This is a genomic window from Mesorhizobium sp. A623, assembly GCF_054489405.1.
Genome location: NZ_JBTMXB010000029.1, coordinates 37,944 through 56,279, shown reverse-complemented (window position 1 = coordinate 56,279; position 18,336 = coordinate 37,944). Strand labels below are relative to the sequence as shown.

Annotated in this window: 14 protein-coding genes; 2 read left to right on the top strand and 12 right to left on the bottom strand. The window is 58.9% G+C overall.

All coding sequences use genetic code 11. The features are described 5' to 3' along the window. Positions 1–92 precede the first annotated feature (92 nt). From ACX3P1_RS21950 to ACX3P1_RS21930, 5 genes are read right to left on the bottom strand one after another with little or no spacing between them, the layout of a single operon-like run. Positions 93–431, bottom strand: coding sequence for a slr1659 superfamily regulator (locus ACX3P1_RS21950; RefSeq protein WP_459081728.1), 339 nt, complete (start codon positions 429–431; stop codon positions 93–95). A 31-nt stretch (positions 432–462) separates the two neighbouring features. After that, positions 463–1,011: a slr1658 superfamily regulator gene (locus tag ACX3P1_RS21945; protein ID WP_459081727.1), complete on the bottom strand. Its 549-nt coding sequence runs from the start codon at positions 1,009–1,011 to the stop codon at positions 463–465. Between the two features lie 4 nt (positions 1,012–1,015). Continuing rightward, a complete protein-coding gene (locus ACX3P1_RS21940; protein WP_459081726.1) occupies positions 1,016–3,400 on the bottom strand; it encodes a SpoIIE family protein phosphatase in 2,385 nt (794 codons plus the stop codon). Beyond that, entirely contained in the window at positions 3,397–4,572 is a 1,176-nt protein-coding gene (locus ACX3P1_RS21935) for a methyltransferase domain-containing protein (protein ID WP_459081725.1), read from the bottom strand. The genes ACX3P1_RS21940 and ACX3P1_RS21935 overlap by 4 nt, the downstream gene beginning before the upstream one ends. Further along, entirely contained in the window at positions 4,572–5,090 is a 519-nt protein-coding gene (locus ACX3P1_RS21930; RefSeq protein ID WP_459081724.1) for a ubiquinone biosynthesis methyltransferase UbiE, read from the bottom strand. The genes ACX3P1_RS21935 and ACX3P1_RS21930 overlap by 1 nt, the downstream gene beginning before the upstream one ends. A gap of 214 nt (positions 5,091–5,304) precedes the next feature. Between ACX3P1_RS21930 and ACX3P1_RS21925 the strand changes: the two genes are divergently transcribed. Then, complete coding sequence (locus ACX3P1_RS21925; RefSeq protein ID WP_459081723.1) at positions 5,305–6,249, top strand: PP2C family protein-serine/threonine phosphatase; 945 nt, start codon at positions 5,305–5,307, stop codon at positions 6,247–6,249. 117 nt (positions 6,250–6,366) lie between these two features. Next, positions 6,367–7,671 carry a PP2C family protein-serine/threonine phosphatase gene (locus ACX3P1_RS21920; protein ID WP_459081722.1) on the top strand — a complete coding sequence of 435 codons (1,305 nt, stop codon included), beginning with the start codon at positions 6,367–6,369 and terminating at the stop codon, positions 7,669–7,671. A gap of 61 nt (positions 7,672–7,732) precedes the next feature. Here ACX3P1_RS21920 and ACX3P1_RS21915 read toward each other — a convergent pair whose 3' ends face one another. From ACX3P1_RS21915 to tssC (ACX3P1_RS21885), 7 genes are all read right to left on the bottom strand, one after another. Further along, on the bottom strand, positions 7,733–8,113 hold the full coding sequence (locus ACX3P1_RS21915; RefSeq protein WP_459081721.1) for a DUF3307 domain-containing protein: 381 nt from the start codon (positions 8,111–8,113) through the stop codon (positions 7,733–7,735). Positions 8,114–8,156: 43 nt separating this feature from the next. Continuing rightward, positions 8,157–10,388 (bottom strand): CHASE2 domain-containing protein, encoded by a 2,232-nt coding sequence (locus ACX3P1_RS21910; protein WP_459081720.1) that lies wholly within the window; start codon positions 10,386–10,388, stop codon positions 8,157–8,159. A gap of 88 nt (positions 10,389–10,476) precedes the next feature. Beyond that, complete coding sequence (locus ACX3P1_RS21905) at positions 10,477–13,185, bottom strand: FecR family protein (RefSeq protein WP_459081719.1); 2,709 nt, start codon at positions 13,183–13,185, stop codon at positions 10,477–10,479. A gap of 67 nt (positions 13,186–13,252) precedes the next feature. Next, positions 13,253–14,650, bottom strand: a complete 1,398-nt coding sequence (locus tag ACX3P1_RS21900; RefSeq protein WP_459081718.1) for a surface lipoprotein assembly modifier — start codon at positions 14,648–14,650, stop codon at positions 13,253–13,255. A gap of 107 nt (positions 14,651–14,757) precedes the next feature. Beyond that, the gene (gene tssE / locus ACX3P1_RS21895; RefSeq protein WP_459081716.1) at positions 14,758–15,258 is read right to left on the bottom strand and encodes a type VI secretion system baseplate subunit TssE; all 501 of its coding nucleotides are present in this window, start codon (positions 15,256–15,258) and stop codon (positions 14,758–14,760) included. A gap of 11 nt (positions 15,259–15,269) precedes the next feature. Beyond that, complete coding sequence (tssC, locus tag ACX3P1_RS21890) at positions 15,270–16,730, bottom strand: type VI secretion system contractile sheath large subunit (RefSeq protein WP_459081715.1); 1,461 nt, start codon at positions 16,728–16,730, stop codon at positions 15,270–15,272. 111 nt (positions 16,731–16,841) lie between these two features. Next, complete coding sequence (gene tssC / locus ACX3P1_RS21885) at positions 16,842–18,335, bottom strand: type VI secretion system contractile sheath large subunit (protein ID WP_459081714.1); 1,494 nt, start codon at positions 18,333–18,335, stop codon at positions 16,842–16,844. Position 18,336 lies beyond the last annotated feature (1 nt).

Genomic DNA, 18,336 nt, shown 5'->3' with positions numbered 1-18,336 from the left:
ATGAAGATGACGAACCGGCTATTTCAGTCGCCGCTCGACTACGCCATCGCCAATAAATGATCCGTGCACCAAAGCTTGGAATCAAAACACCTCTATGCGATGACCAATTCTGCTGCCGGATGAAGCTTCTTCAGGTTGGGGAGTGACTTCGACTGCCAGGGTATTCGAGTCGAGCCTTTTACCGTCAGACCCACTTCCGGTTGCTTGCGCACTTCGATGGTGAATTTGGCGAGCAGGTTGATGCCGGAACTGTTGAGGAACTCGAGTTCTGTCAGGTCGAGTATGATGGTCTTGGGCTTTGACGCCAGAATACTGGCCATCAATTCGAGAATCGGCACATAGGCTTCGGTTCCCGAGAGACGCATCGTTCCTTCATAATGGATCGTAGACCCCTCGCTCCACACTCGATATTCATTCGCCTTAATTTCCATGACCTGCAATCTGCTCCTAAAAGAATTCGGGTTAAGCGATATCCAAGGCTGCAAAGGTTTCGAGCTGGATAGGCTCGTTTTCTCCGACGTCGTGGAATTCCCACCCCAAACGCGCGCCATAATCGTTCATCAGGGTCAGAAGACCAAGCCCTGACCCGCTCGATGATGAATCCGAAGCGTTTGCCTCGATTCGCTCTATCAGAAGATCACCCGGATCGCGCGACGTTACGTCCATCAGCATGAGTTGGAACTTCGCCGCAGTCCGGGCGTCGATCAGGTTACTGACTTTCAGTTCGAATCTGCCAGCATCGAGCGAGCTTTGAATGACGATATCACCCGGGTGTCTAAACTTCACCGCGTTTTCGAGAAGCTCGTTGACCAGATAGCCAATGCTGTGCCGGACCTCGTTGTAAGCTTGCTCCGATTTGGCGCATCCAAGTGCGAAGAATTCTCCCAGGAATTCCGCAGTCACGCCACAATGGTTCCAGTTCAGATCGATAGGGCCATCGCAGATGTAGATGGTGTTGGCCATTGCGCTTGATAAATTCTGGAAATGAGTATTACCGAAACTCACCCGCATATCCTTACCTGTGCCTCATGACGACGAGCGTGATATCATCGTGGATCTTCTGCGTACCGATATGAGCCATCAGATCGGAGATGATGCCGTCCTTGATGTCGTCCGCACTACCGTTACGATGACGCAGTGCGCTGTCGCACAGCCGGTCGAAGCCGAACAACTCGCCGTCCGGCGCCTCGGCCTCCGTAACACCGTCCGTATGGAGCACGATGATATCGCCAGTATCGAAGCTGAAGTCGTACGTATCGATGAACGGCCCGATGTCTCGTTCGAGACCGATCGGGAAGCCCAGGTCGATCGTGTCGATACGCTCGACTTCCTCTCCACGCACCACGATCACCTCCTCGTGCTGGCCGGACAGGCAGACGCGCCTGTCTTTGTAATCGAGAAAAGCGAGCGACAGGTGCTTGTCGGTCTTGGTGCGCTCGATGTTCTTGTAGATGGCGCGGTTGAGTACTTCGAGAAATTCCTTCGGATCGTCGTTTCCCTGCTCCTGCAAAGCGCGCGCGACCGACTGCACCATAAGCATCAGCACGCCGCTCTCAAGCCCGTGCCCGGTTACGTCACCTATGCCGATCTTGACGCGGTTGCCGCTCTGCAGCACATCGTAGTAGTCGCCGCCGACTTCGTCGGCCGGCTCCATATATCCGGCAATTTCGATCCGTGGAATGCCCGCAAGTTCGGCGATCTTCGGCAGCACCATCATCTGAATCTGCCGGGCCACATCCAGTTCCGCGCCGAGCCGCAAATTCTCTCTCTTCAGCTTGGCATTGAGCCCGTTGATTTCCTCGTTCGCCTTGCCAAGTTCCCGCGTTCTGTCGTCAACAAGCCTTTCTAGGTTTTCGGTGTGGTAGCTTACCTCTTCCGCCATGCGATTGAAGGCGTGGCCGACCGCCGCGACTTCGTCACCAGTCGGAATTTTGACGCGGACCGAATAGTCCTTGTTTTCCAAGCGTCTTGCGGCGTCAGCCAGCGCGCTCAACCCTGCGGTAATGCGGCCTGAAATGGTAAAAACCGCGAAGAAGACGACGATCAGGCTGATGAGGAACGTCAGCAACTGGTAGTCGATGATACGCGAGGTGGCTTCGGAGATATTTTCCTGCGCGGCAATCAGGGATTGGTATATTTCGCGCTCGGAGACCACGAAGCCGAGCGACATGGTTTCTTTGACGATCCCGGCGCCAGCCCACAAATTGGTGGGGTTGAGCTGCTTGAGCACAACCAGGTAGGGAACGTCTTCGCCATCTTTCTTGAGAAAAATATGCTTGATGACAATCTTGCCATCGGAGGGTAGCGCAAGCGTCTTGATCGCCTGTTGGCTGCTGTCTTTCAGCGAGCGGATGACGCCGGTGACACCCTTGCCGCTGACGTCGTTCGAGACCAGGCCAAGCGTCTTCTCGCCCGTGTCGTTGGTGGCGATAACGTTGCCGTTTTCCATCGCGAGGAAGCCAAAACCGGTCTTTGCTATGCTGACGCTTTCAACCAGATTGGCCAACTGGTCGAGCGTGATGTCGACTGCAGCCATGCCCGCGACGTCGGATCGGTTCTTAGTCCAGAGCGGATGGAAAAAGCTGACGACCAGCTTGCCGGTAATGGCGTCGACATAAGGGGCCGTCGTCACGATATCGGAATCGACCAGCCTCGAAGACGGATTTTTGATCCAGCCCTGCCAGCCTTCGTAGACACCGGGGAAGAAGAAGTCCCAGAAGCTTGGGCCCTTGTTGTGGCCGGGATAGAACTGATCGAGCGTGCGCGCCTGGTCCGAATAGGGCGTCGAACGGGTAATGGAGGCGTTCTTCGGCCCGACATAGTACATCTGCAACTTCGGCGCGCCGGTCGCCATCAGCGCCGGGCCGATAAGGCTCAGGATTTGGCTGTTGAGCACTTCCTTGGCGGCTCTGGGTACGGGGTTGTGGTTCGAGTCGAGCAGATAGCCCCAGACATTGACTGCCGAAGGCACTCCCGGCGCATTCTGCGACCAACCGCCCTTTTGGTCGTAGATCAGATCGCTCGACAAGGCCGGGCTCTTTTCCAGCGCTTGTCCGATGGAATTTTGAACGTCTGGATGGTCGATAAGGGTCTGCATGGAATTGGCCAGCGTGTTCAATTCCGAATGCACGCGCTCCAGCAGAAGATCCGCCCGCAAGGCGGTCGTGTCGATATAGGTCTGGAGGAATTCTTCGTTGGCTTGGGTCAGGCCGTCACCGACTTGCTGTGCGGCATCGTGCGACAGCCGCTGCACGTTCCAGATCGCGATGCCGCCGCCGAGCAGCATATCGAACAGCACAGCCGCACCGACGACGAGAATGAACTTGGCGCGAAAGCTGCGGCGAGAGAGCAGCCCAGCGGGGCGCAACTTGTCTTGGGAACCATCGGCAGCCGTTGTCATAACGGCTTCCGAGCCGATGCGACCCAGATCGGCCACCCCGCATAACCTCTCGGGTGCAACGCTGCGAAGATGTGGTCATCAAAGCCCCGACGGAATCGCTCGACGAATTCGGGATCGTCTTTGCGCAACGCCGTCATGTTTCCGACGAACAGGTTCTTCCACGACTCGATGATGTCAGCGAAATCCTGCGGGTCGCCGTCGAGGTTGGTGACCATGAACGATTCCATACGCACCTCGTCAAAGCCGGCGTCGAGAAGCAGCCGCCGGCTCTTTGGGCCGATCTCTATGTCCTGGTTGAAATGCGCCAGGATCTTCGCCACCTCGTTATAGGTCCACTGAATGGACTCGCCGCGGGGTTCGCCCAGGCAATGCGAGTTCTTTTCGTTGGTGACATAGACGCGGCCGCCTGGCCTGCAGATGCGGAAGAGCTCGCGCAGGATCAATTCCGGTCGATCAAAAATCTGCAGTGCATGGCGACAAGTGACGAAATCGAACTGGTTCTCCTCAAGCAACATCTCGGACGCGTCGCCATAAATGTATTCGATGCCCTGGATATCAAAATCGTTTGCCACATTGCGGGCGTAGGCTAGGCTCGCCTTCGAATGGTCGAGGGCCACGAGCCGAGACGGCTTGAATTCCTTCTGCAGCAGGACGGCAAAGTCGCCGATACCACAACAAATATCGGCGACCGACATTCCTTCCCGGATACCGTGGCTCCCCAGAATGTTGCGCTCGTGCCGCCAAGTCATTTTCGTCTGCGTCCTGAGCAGCGAAATGATCTCGTTGTTCTCGACGAATGCCTGCCCCGGATAGAACTCGTTGTCGTACTCCTCGACGAGGATGTTCTTGTTGATCGCCCGCAAGGTGGCAAATTTGCGCGTCGACCAGCCGACCACGCTTGAAGTTATGATCGAAACCCTGAGATCGGGCCGCTCGCCGCACGCTTTGACGATCAGTCCGGCCAATACGCGAAAGGCAATGTTGTTCAGCCGGACCAGCCGCTTCAAATTGACGTAGAGCGTGCCTTTGATCGAGCGCAGCGACTTTTCGAACAGCTTGGCCAATATTTCGAGATCTTCGGCGCGCTGCGGTCGCATCGAACCGGTGATGCAAATCTCCTGGTTATTCTCGTCAAAATGAGCGTCGAATTTGTGTAGAACGATGTCAGCCATCACGCTTGCGCTTCCTCAAGCACCAGGTCCACAGTCAAGTGGACGGTGTTTTCATCGGGTGCCTCGATGCGGATAGAGGCATCATAATCGACGGCAAGTTCGAAAAGCCCGATGTCGGGATCGAGCGCGCCTTCGGCAAACAGGGCCGAGTGATATTGCTCCGCCACATCCGGCTGGGACAGCCGCTGCACTGCATCGAAGTAGAATTGCGCCTGCTCTGTCTTGCACGGTATCGTCAGTTCGATCCGATCCGTATTTGCCATGCGCGAAACACTGCATACGAAGCTTCCGCCCGCATCATGGGAACGGAAGACGGTTTCGAGCAATTCGTTGAGAGCCGACGAAAAAAGATTGGAATAAAGAAGGGAATCGATACGGTTGTGGCTGACCATGCGGGCCGCGTATGACGACAGCCGGTCGCAATAGGCCCAGTTCGATGCATAGACTTCGATTTCTATGTCGATACTGAATAAAGGCTCGAAGATGGTGCCTGCTATGCCTACGGTGCTCGTGTTCATGGGTTGGTCTTCCGGCAACGGGTCAACGCTGCGAAGGAGTTTATGCCAGAGCCGACGGGTAGTTTTCTGCTCGCCCCCGCGAGTCGCCATTCAAACCCTCAACGATGGACGAATCCATCGCGCAAATGATACGAAAAGAATATTGACATGATCAAGCCTGATGCCCGGTCAAGAAGTGTTCCATGATTGTTATAGGCTGGAATATTTAACAAAAATGTTGATAAGCGACCCTTCGGATCAGAGTGGAAAAGAGCAGTCATCACTGCCCGCCGCAGACCTTGCCCGTGAACTCGCCGAGGCGCGCGCCGCAAACGCCAGGCTAAGCGCAGAGTATGAGGATCTGAAGCTTCTCTACGAGGCCATGATCGAGCACGGCGAGGCGGTCGAAGACCAACTGGCCGAAAGTAATCTCACGCTTCAGACCGCGCAGGCGCGACTGGAGGCCGAGCTTTCCGACGCGGCTCGTTATGTGATGTCTATCCTCCCGGAACCTCGGACCGCCACGCCGGTTACCGAATGGCTGCTGGTGCCTTCGACTGAACTCGGCGGCGACTCTTTCGGCTATCACACGATCGATGAAGACCACATGGCGTTCTACCTGGTTGATGTCTGCGGGCACGGCGTCGGCGCAGCCTTGCTGTCGGTTACGGTGATCAACGTGCTGCGCGCGGCGGCTTTGCCGAATGTCGATTTTCGCGATCCGAGCCGGCTGCTTGCAGCCCTCAACGACGCTTTTCCGATGGAGAAGCAGAACAACATGTTCTTCACCATCTGGTATGGCGTCTACCGCCGTTCGTCTGGCGAACTGCGCTACGCGACGGGGGGCCACCCGCCGGCCATCCACCTGAGAAGCGCCAACGATGGAACCACGACCGCCAGCGAGTTGATCACACTTGGCGGCATGGCGATCGGCGCCCTTCCGGGCGTCGAGTACGAGTGCAAGAGCATTCACATCGAGCCCGAAGATCGGCTTTTGATCCTCAGCGATGGCACCTTCGAGGTCGATGGCCCGGACGGAGATATGCTGAGCGTGAGCGAACTCGCCGCATTTGCCGCCGACCACAGCGATTCGCCTCGCGCCATTCTGGAATGGGTACGGTCGTTCAACGGCGAGGGTCCGCTGCCCGACGATTTTTCCTTGCTGCATGTGGTTTTCTGACCGGTCTGGCAGCTCAGACCGGTGGTACCAAGCCCGCCTATGAATTATCAATAGAAATGGAACGCATCGGGCGAACCAGTGCCTTTCACAACGATGTCGTCAAACAGGTGAGGTTGAATGAGCACGATCGAGCAACAACTGCATCGTCTCCCCCTGTTCAGGACGTTGCCTCACGAAGCCATCGCCGAACTTGTTTCTGGTGCTGCGTCGGAAACGTTTCTCCCTGGCGATGTGCTGCTTCGGCAAGGTGACGCCAGCCACCACGCCATTATCATCATCGAGGGCGAGGTTGAGGTCCTCGTTGTTATCGCGTCAGGCGAAGTGAAACTGGCCTCGCTGCCGGGCGTCGTGCTGCTCGGGGAAATAGGCACCCTGGCCGATCTTCCCCGTACCGCCACGGTGCGGGCCATGGCGCCAGGCAGCCTCCTGAAAATCGACAAGGCGGTGTTTAACCGCGTCGCGGACAAGCACCCCACCATTCTTCGCTCGGTCATCACCCAGCTTGGTGGCCAGATCGGCACCTATAACCGTGCAGTCGCTGTCTACACCAATGCGCTTGCCGCACTGGAGCGCGACGAGTTCGACGAGGCCATGCTGGCGAACCTCAATAACCCTTCGCCGGAGTTGATGAATTTCGCCGAGACCCTCAGGAAAATGGCCAACCAGTTCGTATTACGGCAGCGCCACCTGGAGGAAATGGCAAGTGCTGCGGCCATCCAACAGGCGATGCTGCCCGATCCGCTGCCGCAAGATAGCCTGCACGAGCGGGTGAGCATGTTCGCCGCCATGCGGCCTGCGCGCGAGGTCGGCGGCGATTTCTACGATGCCTTCTTCCTCGGCTCCGACCGGCTGGTGGTGTCGATAGGCGACGTTTCGGGCAAGGGGGTTCCCGCAGCGTTGTTCATGGCGGTATGCCAGACGACGCTGCGCATGGCGCTTCGGGAACATCCCGACGACATCGGCCGGGCCTTAGGCCGCGCCAACAGCCTGCTCGAGGCGGAAAACAAGGCTTCCATGTTCGCAACCTTCTTCGGTGCCGTCATCGATCTTCCGACGGGCCGCATCAGTTACTGCAATTGCGGCCATAACCCGCCGCTGCTCCAGCGCGCCAACGGCACCCTGGAATTGCTGCAGCCCAATGGCGCGGCGCTGGGCGTGATCGATCTAGATGATTATGACGCCGCGCAAGTGACGCTGGAAGGCGGCGACCGGCTGCTGCTCTATACGGATGGGGTGACGGAAGCGAACGACGACGATGGCCAGTTTTTCGGAGATGAGAGGCTGGCCCAGGCAGCGGCAAGCAACCGAGGCGCACCGCCCCAAACTTTCATCGAAGGGATAATCGCCGACCTCGACAGCTTCGTGGGGATGGCACCGCAGCATGACGACATTACTTGCCTTGTTCTCGATTTTTCAGGTTGAGGGTTGCCCCTTCACTCTAGATGCCAAGCGGAACGTACAAGATTAATCTCGATCCAATTCGCTAGCCGGCATGGCCGAGAAACAGAATGGCGGCGATCGCGATGTAGGTCAGTTGGTGCAGCAACTGGTCGAGCCCCATCATGCGCCAGAAGAAGGTGCCCTGCCCGGTCACCCACCGCCGCATGATCTGCTCCTTCGCCCAGTCGATGTGGTAGTGAACCACGAATTCTCCGGCCAGGATGGCGATCGCCATGGACAGCGGCGGCAGGAAGAAGACCAGCACCACCGCCGTTCCCAGCACATGCAACCCCGAATGCAGCAATCCTCCCGGATGCCCATAAGTACCTTTGTTGCGAACTTGGTAAAGCGTCTGGAAAACGAAGTCGAACAGACAGTGCTTGACCTCCATGCAAATGAGGAAAAGTAAAGCAGCCCCTGTCATGCTTCGTCTCCTTGCGCCCGCCGCCCCGCGATACGGCAGTCCGTTATTTTTCCCGCGCGAGGAATACGCCGTCCCAGTTGCTGGCCGGAGGCCGCAGCCGCATCGTCGCCAGCCGCTCGTCATAAACGGCGTAAAATGCCCGCAAATCATTTGGCGTTGCCTGCCGCGCCACCTCCAGCGCCACTTTCGCGGCATCGGGATCGGCGCTCCGGTAGAGGTTGAGGAAACGCTCGTGCGCCTTGGCAAACGCGGCGAAGACGGTCGTCGCGGCATGGACCGCATCGCCAAGCAGGGCGTGGATCACCACCGGCTCGCTCCTGCCCACCACCCGCACGCGGTCGGCTTCGATGAAGGCAAGGTCGGGTGCGCCCGCCCGCGTTGCCTCGGTAACGAGTATCCCGAGTCCATATTGCTTGGTCAGGCCCTCGACTCGTGAGGCGAGATTGACGCCATCGCCGATGGCCGAATAGCTGAAGCGCTGCGCCGAGCCCAGATTGCCGACGCAGCACGCACCGGAATTGAGCCCGATCCCCACCCGGAGATCTAGATCGGCACTTTTCCCGAGCAGAGCGACCGCTTTCTGCAAGGAAAGGGCTGCGAGACAAGCCTTGCGGCGATGATCGTCTATGTCCAGCGGCGCATTCCAGAACGCCATGATCGCATCGCCGATATATTTGTCGATCGTCGCTTCCGCCTGCAGCAGCACATCGGTTGCGGGGGTCAGCACATCGTTGAGCAGCTTGGTCAGTGCCTGAGGGTCGAGATTTTCCGACAGAGAGGTAAAGCCGCGGATATCGGAAAACAGGACCGTCAATTCGCGCGTTTCGCCGCCAAGCGCCAGCGCCTGCGGGTTGTCGGCCAACCGCTCCACAAGTCCCGGCGAAAGATAGTGCGCGAAAGCCCGGTGGATGAAACGCTTTTCACGATCGGTCAACAAAAGCAGCACCGGCATCGTGGCCGCGAAGACGATGGCAACGGCAGCGCCCGGCAGCACCGGATCGATCAGCAGCCGCCCATAGCTGAAGGCGAACCACGAGACGGCACTCCATAGGCCGATCATGCCGACAGCCGCGAGGCTGCTTGTCGCCGCCCCTACGCGCCTTTCGACCGCGAGTATCGCAAGCCCCAATAGCAGCGCGGCCAGAATTTCCGCGCCGCGCGCCCAGTCCGGCCGCGCAAGAAAGGTTTGCCCCATGATCTGATCGATGATTTCGGCGTGCACACGCACACCCGGCATGGCCTGCTGGAAAGGCGTTGCGACGAGATCACGCAAACCGACCGCGCTGGTTCCGATCAGCACGATATGCCCTGCGACCATTTCAGCCAGGCCAGGATCGGGATCGGGCTGCAGAAGGCGGGCGGCGGGCAGTGTCAGCATCGCCGGAAGACCCGAATAATAGACGCGGAAATCACCGCCGGGGCCGGTCGGAGCGCTAAAGGCGCCGACCTTTAGCGCGACCATGGCGGCATGGCCGGTGTCGGCCTCGCCGCTGGCGCCGGTGCTGCGCACGACAATCGCGTCGGCACCCTGCGCGACCCGCAGCGCCTCTACCGCCAGCGCCGGATAGAGACGGCCTTGGGCAGCGGCGATCAGCGGCAGTGCTCGCACCACCCCATCTCCGCCCGTCGGAAACGAGAAAAAGCCCAAGCCTCGCGCGGCCTTGCTCAACATGGGCAAATTGTCGACACCACCGCTGAAGGCCGGCAGATAGCTTTTTGGATCGCTACCGCCAAAGGCGAAGCCGGCTTTGGCGGCAGGCAGCGGCGCGGACGTCTCGTTGCTGATCGCAATGCCGGCCACGACGGGGTTCCCAGCAAAAGCACGCGCGAGAATGCGGTCGTTGTCGAGGTCCTCTCCTCTGGCCGGCAATTCCACCTTCGCGCCCGCTTTCTCAAGCGCCGCCACGGCACGAAACGGCGAGGTTCGGTCGGGCTCGGGAAAGACGATATCGAAAGCGATCACGGCGGCACCATACTTTCCCAGGCGGTCCACCAGAGTTGCGATCTGGCTGCGCGGCCATGGCCATTGGCCAATAGTACGCAACGAAGCCTCGTCTATATCAACAACCAGCACGGGCGCGTTGGCCTGGGTCCGCGGCCTCGCTTGCTGATAGCGGTCGAAAGCGAGATCGCTGAGATGGGAAAAAAAACGCGGTGAAGTGGTGGCGGCGAAAACGCTCAAGGCCAACGCGGCAAGCCCGATACCCCAGAAAAGCAGCGTCTTGCGGCTTGAGGCGCGCTCTGGGCCGAGCCATCGCCCTGTGATACCGCTCACTGCGCCACCGCCCGATGCCTTGCCGAACATTCCCACGGCCATATGTGATGGCCAAAAGCCACTTCAAAACTCCCCCGCCCCGGAGCGGTCACTTCGTCGGAATGTATGTTTGCCCGGCGATGATGCCTGTTGCCGACCAGCCAGGCGAGTTGTCCTGGGCATCGAAATTACCGATGACCCCCGCCGCTATGTTGGTGCCGTCGTTGACGAAGGCACCACGGGCGGTTCCTGTAATGTAGCCCCCGCTGCTGCTCGAGAGGCCTCCTTCGAACGTCGCTTTGCCGCCGGTGGTGCCGGTCATTAGACCATCAAAGTTGCGCCCATCGAAGTCGCTGATCGAAAGAGATTTCGACCCACCGACCCCGAAATTGTACTCCATCGCCATCCGGCCAGCGGCGACGTAGGTATCCGATCCGTTGACGACAGTCCCGACCGCCAGCCCCCGGTAATATCCCGTGGTAGTGGACAACTGGGAGACATCGGCGATATCGCCGACAACCCAGGTACCAAGATGGGTGGACAGGCGCTCGACTTCCTTGTTCGGGTCGGTCGCGGTGACGTCGACCATCTGTGCCTGCGTGCCCCACCATCCCCATTTCAGGAAATCGCAGGTGCTGCAGGAATAGTCGCCCAATCCACTTGGGTTGGCCACACTCTGCATGAAATCCATGTCGGACAGGCCGGGAACGGAGCCGGAGGACACCAGATATGTTGCGGCCTCCCGGTCGGGGCTTTGCTCATAATCCGCTGCGTCGCCGAAAGCCGTGGTCCCTGCCGGATCGGGATTGGCGGCCGCGCCGAAAATATTGTCGTCGATATAGGCCGACGCGCCATCCTCGACGTTGCCGTCGATGCCATGGCCGAAGGAAAGCGTAACATCCTGTCCCATAGGCTCGAACAGGACGCCGAGGACACCGCCTACGCTCCTGGCTGCCGGATTGAAGTCGACTGTCACGGAACCCGGATCGGAATTGTAGGCAAAACCCCGCTTGGTGCTGATGAGTGCGCCTGAGGGATCGAACTCGACTCCCGCCATCACGGCAGAGGCAAAGCCCTGATAGGGCCCGCTCAAGGTCCGGGAGGGCGTGTCCGTCGTTTCCAGATTGCCGACGTGGATGGTGGAAAAGCCAGATCCAGATCCGGAGGCATCGTCTGGCAGGTCGTAGAAATGATCGCCCACGCCCGGGCTCGCCTCTGTGACGACGAAATTCTCGCCATCAGGGCCGAAGATCGCACCGCCGGAGGCACCCGACAGCGCCGAGGCGTCCCCGTACAGACCATAGGGCAAAGCACCGCCACCGGGACTTATGCTGCCGCGCCGCTGCAGGGTGAAGCCGTCGCCAGTCAACTCCCCGACATTGACGCCGATAGCGCTGGTCTGGCTTGAGCCGGACCCGTTGATTGCGAGCCAGCTTTGAAAGACCTTGGCGCTACCGTCGGCCGGATTGCCCGTTTCCGCAATCAGCAGATCGGATGAAACCGCGCTGGAAAGGCCTCCCGTATCCATCATGAACGGCACGCCCAATCCCTGAATGGGATCAGCCGTCAAGCTGTAGTGGCGAATACCAGTGCCCTGGAATGCCGTGTCCACATTCGTCGGCGTACCTCTAATCGCATAAAAGGGCCGGGTGGGGTCCCCATCGATCCCGAGCAGATAGGCCGTGAAGCCGCTTGGGCCGGAGTAGGCTGTGCCCGACAAAGGCCCGAAAGGCGATTGCGCGACGCTCATCTCATGCGCGGCGAATACACCATCGTTATAGACCGGCAACGTTATCGGGCCTTGCGACAACACAGCGGTTCCCACCGTGGAACCATATGGGACCTGAAGAGAAACGACCTGATCCGCGCTAGCCGCTCCACCGACGACGCCTGTGGGGCCGGACGTACCTTGGGCCGTTAAAACGCGCAGCGGAATGTTGGTATAGTTTTCCCCGCCGCTGGGCGGCGGCAGCGTGCCGCTGCCACCGTCGCTGGGAGGCGTGCCGCTGTCGCCCGGAACTCCGTCTACCGGTTCCGCCTGGATAGCCTCGTGGCGCAGGGCATCCCTGTTGGGATCAGCCAGAAAATCATCCCCATCGGTGGGAGGGCGCGCTGTCGGCAGTGGAATAGCATTGGCCGTGGCCGGGATGCCGGAATTCGTTGTCGAAATTCCACTCGAGACCACCATGTCGGCGGTCGGCGGCTTGGGCGCACCACCGTTCTTGCCCCGATGTCCTCCAATCAACTTCTGGAACAGAGTTGTCCACCCGGGCGGAGTTTTCTTAATTTCAAGCTTGTTCTTGCCGTCGATGACAATCAGATAACCAGGCTTGTAGAGGCGCGCTTTTTGCCCGTCCTTTTCTTTCAGCGTTATCTCCTTGCCATAACGCAGGACGATGTAGGCGAGCATTCCGTCGCTGCGGCTGAAGTCCATGTCGCCGATGGCGCCCCTGATACCGACTGTACCAACGGGTGTGTTGAGAGTAACGCCGCCCGGCGTCTTCGAAGTCTGGCCGCCGATGAAGCGGAATACACCTTTGCCCAGCGTTGCAGTGACGCTGGCGGTTCCGGCATCGGGATCATAAACGAAGGAATCGATCTTCAACGTCGAGGATGGCCCGACCGTGAATGTTGTACCATCCGCCAGAAGGATTTGCAGCAATCCGTCGGCGTCCGTTTCGATCAACTCGTTATGGATAATCCTCTCGCCGAGCGTGATCGTACGAACTGCCTGTGTTGGCGGCGTGCCACGCGTCGAGGGGTTGACGGCCGCACTCACCCCCACTTGTTGAGCGGTCCCCACTTTCGGAGCTGCCATGACGCCACCAGCGAAACAAAGGCACAGAGCCGATGAAAGAAGTACTACGCGCAATCGTATCATGCCCTTAGAACCGCTTCATGAAGCCAATGGAGGTGCTTATGTTGTCAAAGCTGTCTATGTCGTAGTTGGAGCTGACATTTTGATATCCGACCGTCGTCTGCATTGACCAGGTCTCGGCAAGCGGGATGGTCAAGGTACCACGCACGAAGCTCTCGACGTCTCGCTGGGCCTGCCCTGCGTTGATGGCGGGATCAGGTTCATCATACAGACGGCGCCCGAAGCCCGCCGCAAGTCCGGCCGTCCAAAGGCCCGGCTCACTCTTGAACGGGAAGGGGGCGGCAAAACTGTAATTCATGCCGAGCCCGGCCTCGATCTGCCTGTTGCTCTCGTACTCACGCCGTGCGTCGGTGCGCTCGCTGTTAAAAAATCCGAAGACCGAGACGCGATCGGTTAGCTGGTGCAGGAGCACCCCACCCACAAGATACTTGTCGCCGGTCCGATCGTCGGCGGTCGGCCGTAAGGTGGAATCGCGATAATCCTGATATTGATATTCGAACCGCACTTCTGCGCGCGTCTGGGGGCTGAAGCGCTTGCTCAGCTTGATGCCGGCACCGCCGCTCAGGCGATACGGATCGCCTTTAAGGACGATGCCGCCAAGAATGCCGTAAACGCCGAGTTCGGTATCTTCCAGATGAATGCGATCAAGATTGAAGACAGGGCCGAACCTTACATCCGCAAGAGCGATGTTGATTTCATTATGGTGCGCGTACAGCGCCCCATAAGTAGACAGGTCCACATCAAAGCGGTCACCCTGCGAGGAAAAGTCATGTGAATAATGAAAACTGCCGGAAACAAACGCATTGGTATCGGCATCGGCCATCGCCGCGTCGTTAAGGATGAAGTCGCGCCCATTGAGATCGATGATACGATCGATTGCGCCGCCATTAGCGTTGGACTGATAGCGCGCGCCGAAAAGAACAGCGCCGTCAAAGCGGTTCACTGCGGTTTGTGTCTTAATCGCTGCGAGATAACGATCGACCCGAAGCTTGACCGGATCGGGAACGTTCGGCGCGGACAGCACGCTGTCGAAATAGTTTCGGGCCACTTCGTAGGAACCGAGCCGGAAATAAAGCACACCCAGTTCCAGTTGCAGGCGCGACACGTCGGGTGCGAAGATCAGCATGCGTTCCAGCGTCGCAATCGCCGCTTCAAGATCGCCGGCCTGGGACGAGAGCGCGGCGTATTCGAATGCCGTATCGAGATCGGCGGGGTTGGCCAACATCAGATTGAATAAGCGCTGGCGGCGTTCCTCGATCTGTTGCGGCTGCTGGCCTTCCTGGATACGTGGCGCGGCGTTGGTCTCCCCGCGCACCTGCGCGGAGGCTTTGTGTGGCGCACTGACCGCCGCCAGCAGGGCGAAGACACCAAGGAGAAGGAACCGTGTCCTTCGGCGTGATACCACGTTGTGCTCCCCCCTCGCCTCGGCCTCCACCCGGAGAAAGCCACTCTAGAGTCTCGCTTCCCCCATGTCGAAAGAATACGACACCGTAAGGTTAACAAAGGCCGAAGCTACACAGAAACATCGGCACTCATGCCCCCGGTAAGAGACATCCCCCCCGAAACCGGGTCCACAAGTGTGTCGTAAACGACAAGTTCGCTTGTCGAGTCGGTTTGCAGCACGGCGTGGACACGAAAGCGCACTGTCCGATCGAGCATGTCGGGTTGGGTCAACAACTCTACCGAAACGCTGTGAAAGCGAGGTTCGAACCGCCGGATCAGGGCTTCCATCCTGAGACGAAACTGCTCCTGTTGAGTTGGCGTGGCCAGTTGTTGGGTTTGTAGCTCCTGAAGTCCAAAGGAGAGCAGCGATGTGTGAAGTTCCTCCAACTCCGGTGGGATCGAAAGATACCGCGGCCGGGTCGTAAACAGTATTTCCAGATCGCGCCTCACTCCATCGCGCAATTCCTGCATAGCGCGGTCGGCATTGCGATCGGTTTCGATGCTGTCGCCCTGCAGCAACCGATCGAACAACGGCAACTTTGGCAACAATTTGGGGGTCGAGCGCGCCATATCACATCCCACTATACCGCATACGCGGCTTGCAACTCGGTGCGAAGTTTGAAGCCGCTGACCATTTGATCAAACTGGAAGTGCGGTTGCAAATGGATGACACAATTCATGATGCCCGGGCGTCCCGGAATTTCCTTTACCTCGATGCCTCCGCCACTTAGCGGGTAGCGCGCCTTGAGTTCGGCGCCCGCATCGGCATTGCCAAGCATGTAGCCTCGAAGCCAGTCGTTGAGGTATTTTTGCAACTCGGCAGCACTCGTAAAGGCGCCAACCCTGTCGCGCGCCATAACCTTGGCATAATGCGCGAAGCGGCTGATGCACATGACGTATTGCAGCATCGAAGACAGGCGGGAATTGATCCGTTCGACCGGATTGCCGATGTCGCCCGACACATGCAGGGACTGGATACCCAGAAAGACGGTGGATTTGGTGAAGCTGCACGGGCTGAGCGAAATGAAGCCCAATTCTTCAAGCGCCCGTTGCTTTCTGTCGGTCAGTTCCACCTCGAGCGGCCGCCGGTAGGCGACGGCCTCGCCGGTCGAGAAATAGGGGGCGGGCAGGCCGGTCAGCACGCCCGCTTCATCACGGTTGGGGTAGGCACCGCGGATATCGGCAAACCAGCCGGAGTCGTGGAACGCACGGATAGCCACCGCACCAAAACCATAGACGGCATTGCCCCATAACCATGAGTCAATCCCGTTACCGGCCTCTCGATAGCGAAATCCGTCCTCGCGAGAAGGACTATCCTCATACTTGTTGCGCAACAGGACGCGCGGCAGCACTACCCCCAGGAACCGGCTGTCTTCCTGCTCCTGCAGCCTGCGCCAACGTTGATATTCGGCAAGCCGAAAGCCGGCATCCAGGTTTTGGATATGCGACAGATCCGCGAACGTCGGAACGCCGAAAAGCTCGGGGGCGGCGCTGATGACGCAAGGGGCAAAGGCCGCGGCGGCCACCTGCGCCAGGCCGCCAAGCGTGCTCACATCGTCGGTCGACTGTTCGGCTCCTGGTAAAAAGCGGTGGCGAATTGCGTAATCGCACAGCAACAGGCCGTAAGGCAGGCCGCCCGGCATGCCATATTCGTCATTGTAAATCTTGGCGAACAACGCACTTTGATCGAATTCGATGGCTCGGTCGAAGTCGCGGGAAAGTTCGATCCAGGTTGCGTTGAACAGCTTGACCTTGACCTTCTCCTCGCTCTCGATCTGGTCAAGAAGATAATCGACGCCGCGCCAACTCGCCTCGATCCGTTTGAAGTCCTTGTGGTGCAGAACGGTATCAAGCAGTTCTCCGATCAGTTGATCGATCGCGGCTATATCGCGGTCGATAAATTGCCGGAACGCCGCAACATCGCCATGCCGCGCCCACTCGCGCGCCTTGTCGCCGAACCATGCCCGTAGACCGGTTCCGGTCTCCGCGCCGGTCAGAAAATCCGATAACGCATCATCAAGTTGGTCGGCGCCGCCAAGCACGGCGCCAACCAGCATTTCTCGCAGGACAACGGGGCCGCGGCCCCCGGCATCAGGAGCATCGACGTCCTTCAGCAGGGGGCCCGCCTCGTTCATCCTATGTGCCTGTCCGCGTCAGCCCATCTGTGGAATGCGAGCGACGAGACGCATAGACGCGGTGAGTTCCTCCATCTGCAGCCACGGGCGCAGATACGCCACCGCATTGTAAGAGCCGGGGGCGCCCGGCACTTCCTTTACGGAAATAGACGCCTCGGCCAGCGGGTATTGAGCCTTCATCTCGGCGCTGGCGCTCTCGTTGCCGTTGACGTAAGTGCGAATCCACTTGTTCAACCACGTCTCGCAATCCTTGGCCTCCAGGAAGGAGCCGATCTTGTCGCGGCCCATGACCTTGAGATAGTGCGAGAAGCGCGACGTCGCCATGAGATAGGGTAGGCGCGCCGAGATCGCCGCATTGGCGGTGGCGTCCGGGCTGTCATATTTCTTCGGCCTCTGGGTAGTCTGCGAGCCGAAGAACACGGCGTAGTCCGACGCTTTGTAGTGGCAGAGTGGCAGGAAACCCAGCTTGGAAAGCTCCGCCTCGCGGCGGTCGGTAATTCCAATCTCGGTCGGACACTGCTGATCTGCGTCGCCATCATCGCTGGTGAAGGTGAAACTCGGCAGATTTTCTACCTTGCCGCCACCTTCGGCACCGCGAACCGCGACGCACCAGCCGTATTTCGCAAACGCCGAGGTAAGGCGCTCACCCAGCGCATAGGACGCGTTCATCCAGGTGAACTTGTCCGATGTCATCGCCACAGCCTTGCCATCGTCGCCAATCGGGGCTTCCTCGAAGCGGAATTCCTCGACTTCCCTGCCGCTCGAACCATACGGCACCCGCGAAAGCACGCGCGGCATCGTCAGCGTCACGAAACGGCTGTCTTCGCTGTCGCGGAAACCACGCCACTTGATGTATTCGGAACTTTCGAAGACCTTCTCCAGATCACGCGGCTTCGCCAGCTCATTGAAGCTTTCGAGTCCGAACATCTTTGGATCCGCAGCCGAAATGAACGGTGCGAACGACGCTGCGGCAACGTTGGACATGCCCTGCAGCACCTCCAGATCCTCGGTTCCGTTGCCGAATTCGTAGTCGCCGATGAGTGCGCCGTAAGGCTCGCCACCGGGTGTACCGAACTCCGATTCGTAGATCTTCTTGAAGATCTGGCTCTGGTCGAATTCGACGGCCTTGGTCAGATCCTTGTGAAGGTCCTTTTTCTTCAGGTTGAAAACCCGGATCTTCAAAGTCGAGCTGGTTTCGGAATTCTTCACCAAATAGTTGAGGCCGCGCCAAGAGCCCTCCAGCTTCTGGAACTCCTCGTTATGCATGATCTCTGAAAGCTGCTTGGACAGTTTTTCGTCGATCGCCGCGATCGCCTTGTTGAACGTCTGGGTGAGGTTCTTGCTGAAGGTGACGGTGCCGGAAAGCGCTTCGGATGTGAGGGTGCGAAGCAAGTCCTGCATCTCGTCAGGTTCGGCAGTCTTGGTGACCCCAATCGCCTGGTCCAGCAGGCTCAGCGTGCCGGTTTCCTCGGCGACGGCGGTTTCAGTTTTGGTCTGGGTTTCGGAGGCCATG

What these genes read in the sequence shown, in the direction of transcription:
- ACX3P1_RS21950 (WP_459081728.1), bottom strand. Translation starts at nt 431, where the DNA reads ATGGAAATTAAGGCGAATGAATATCGAGTGTGGAGCGAGGGGTCTACG.
- ACX3P1_RS21945 (WP_459081727.1), bottom strand. Translation starts at nt 1,011, where the DNA reads ATGCGGGTGAGTTTCGGTAATACTCATTTCCAGAATTTATCAAGCGCA.
- ACX3P1_RS21940 (WP_459081726.1), bottom strand. Translation starts at nt 3,400, where the DNA reads ATGACAACGGCTGCCGATGGTTCCCAAGACAAGTTGCGCCCCGCTGGG.
- ACX3P1_RS21935 (WP_459081725.1), bottom strand. Translation starts at nt 4,572, where the DNA reads ATGGCTGACATCGTTCTACACAAATTCGACGCTCATTTTGACGAGAAT.
- ACX3P1_RS21930 (WP_459081724.1), bottom strand. Translation starts at nt 5,090, where the DNA reads ATGAACACGAGCACCGTAGGCATAGCAGGCACCATCTTCGAGCCTTTA.
- ACX3P1_RS21925 (WP_459081723.1), top strand. Translation starts at nt 5,305, where the DNA reads ATGTTGATAAGCGACCCTTCGGATCAGAGTGGAAAAGAGCAGTCATCA.
- ACX3P1_RS21920 (WP_459081722.1), top strand. Translation starts at nt 6,367, where the DNA reads ATGAGCACGATCGAGCAACAACTGCATCGTCTCCCCCTGTTCAGGACG.
- ACX3P1_RS21915 (WP_459081721.1), bottom strand. Translation starts at nt 8,113, where the DNA reads ATGACAGGGGCTGCTTTACTTTTCCTCATTTGCATGGAGGTCAAGCAC.
- ACX3P1_RS21905 (WP_459081719.1), bottom strand. Translation starts at nt 13,185, where the DNA reads ATGGCAGCTCCGAAAGTGGGGACCGCTCAACAAGTGGGGGTGAGTGCG.
- tssE (WP_459081716.1), bottom strand. Translation starts at nt 15,258, where the DNA reads ATGGCGCGCTCGACCCCCAAATTGTTGCCAAAGTTGCCGTTGTTCGAT.
- tssC (WP_459081714.1), bottom strand. Translation starts at nt 18,335, where the DNA reads ATGGCCTCCGAAACCCAGACCAAAACTGAAACCGCCGTCGCCGAGGAA.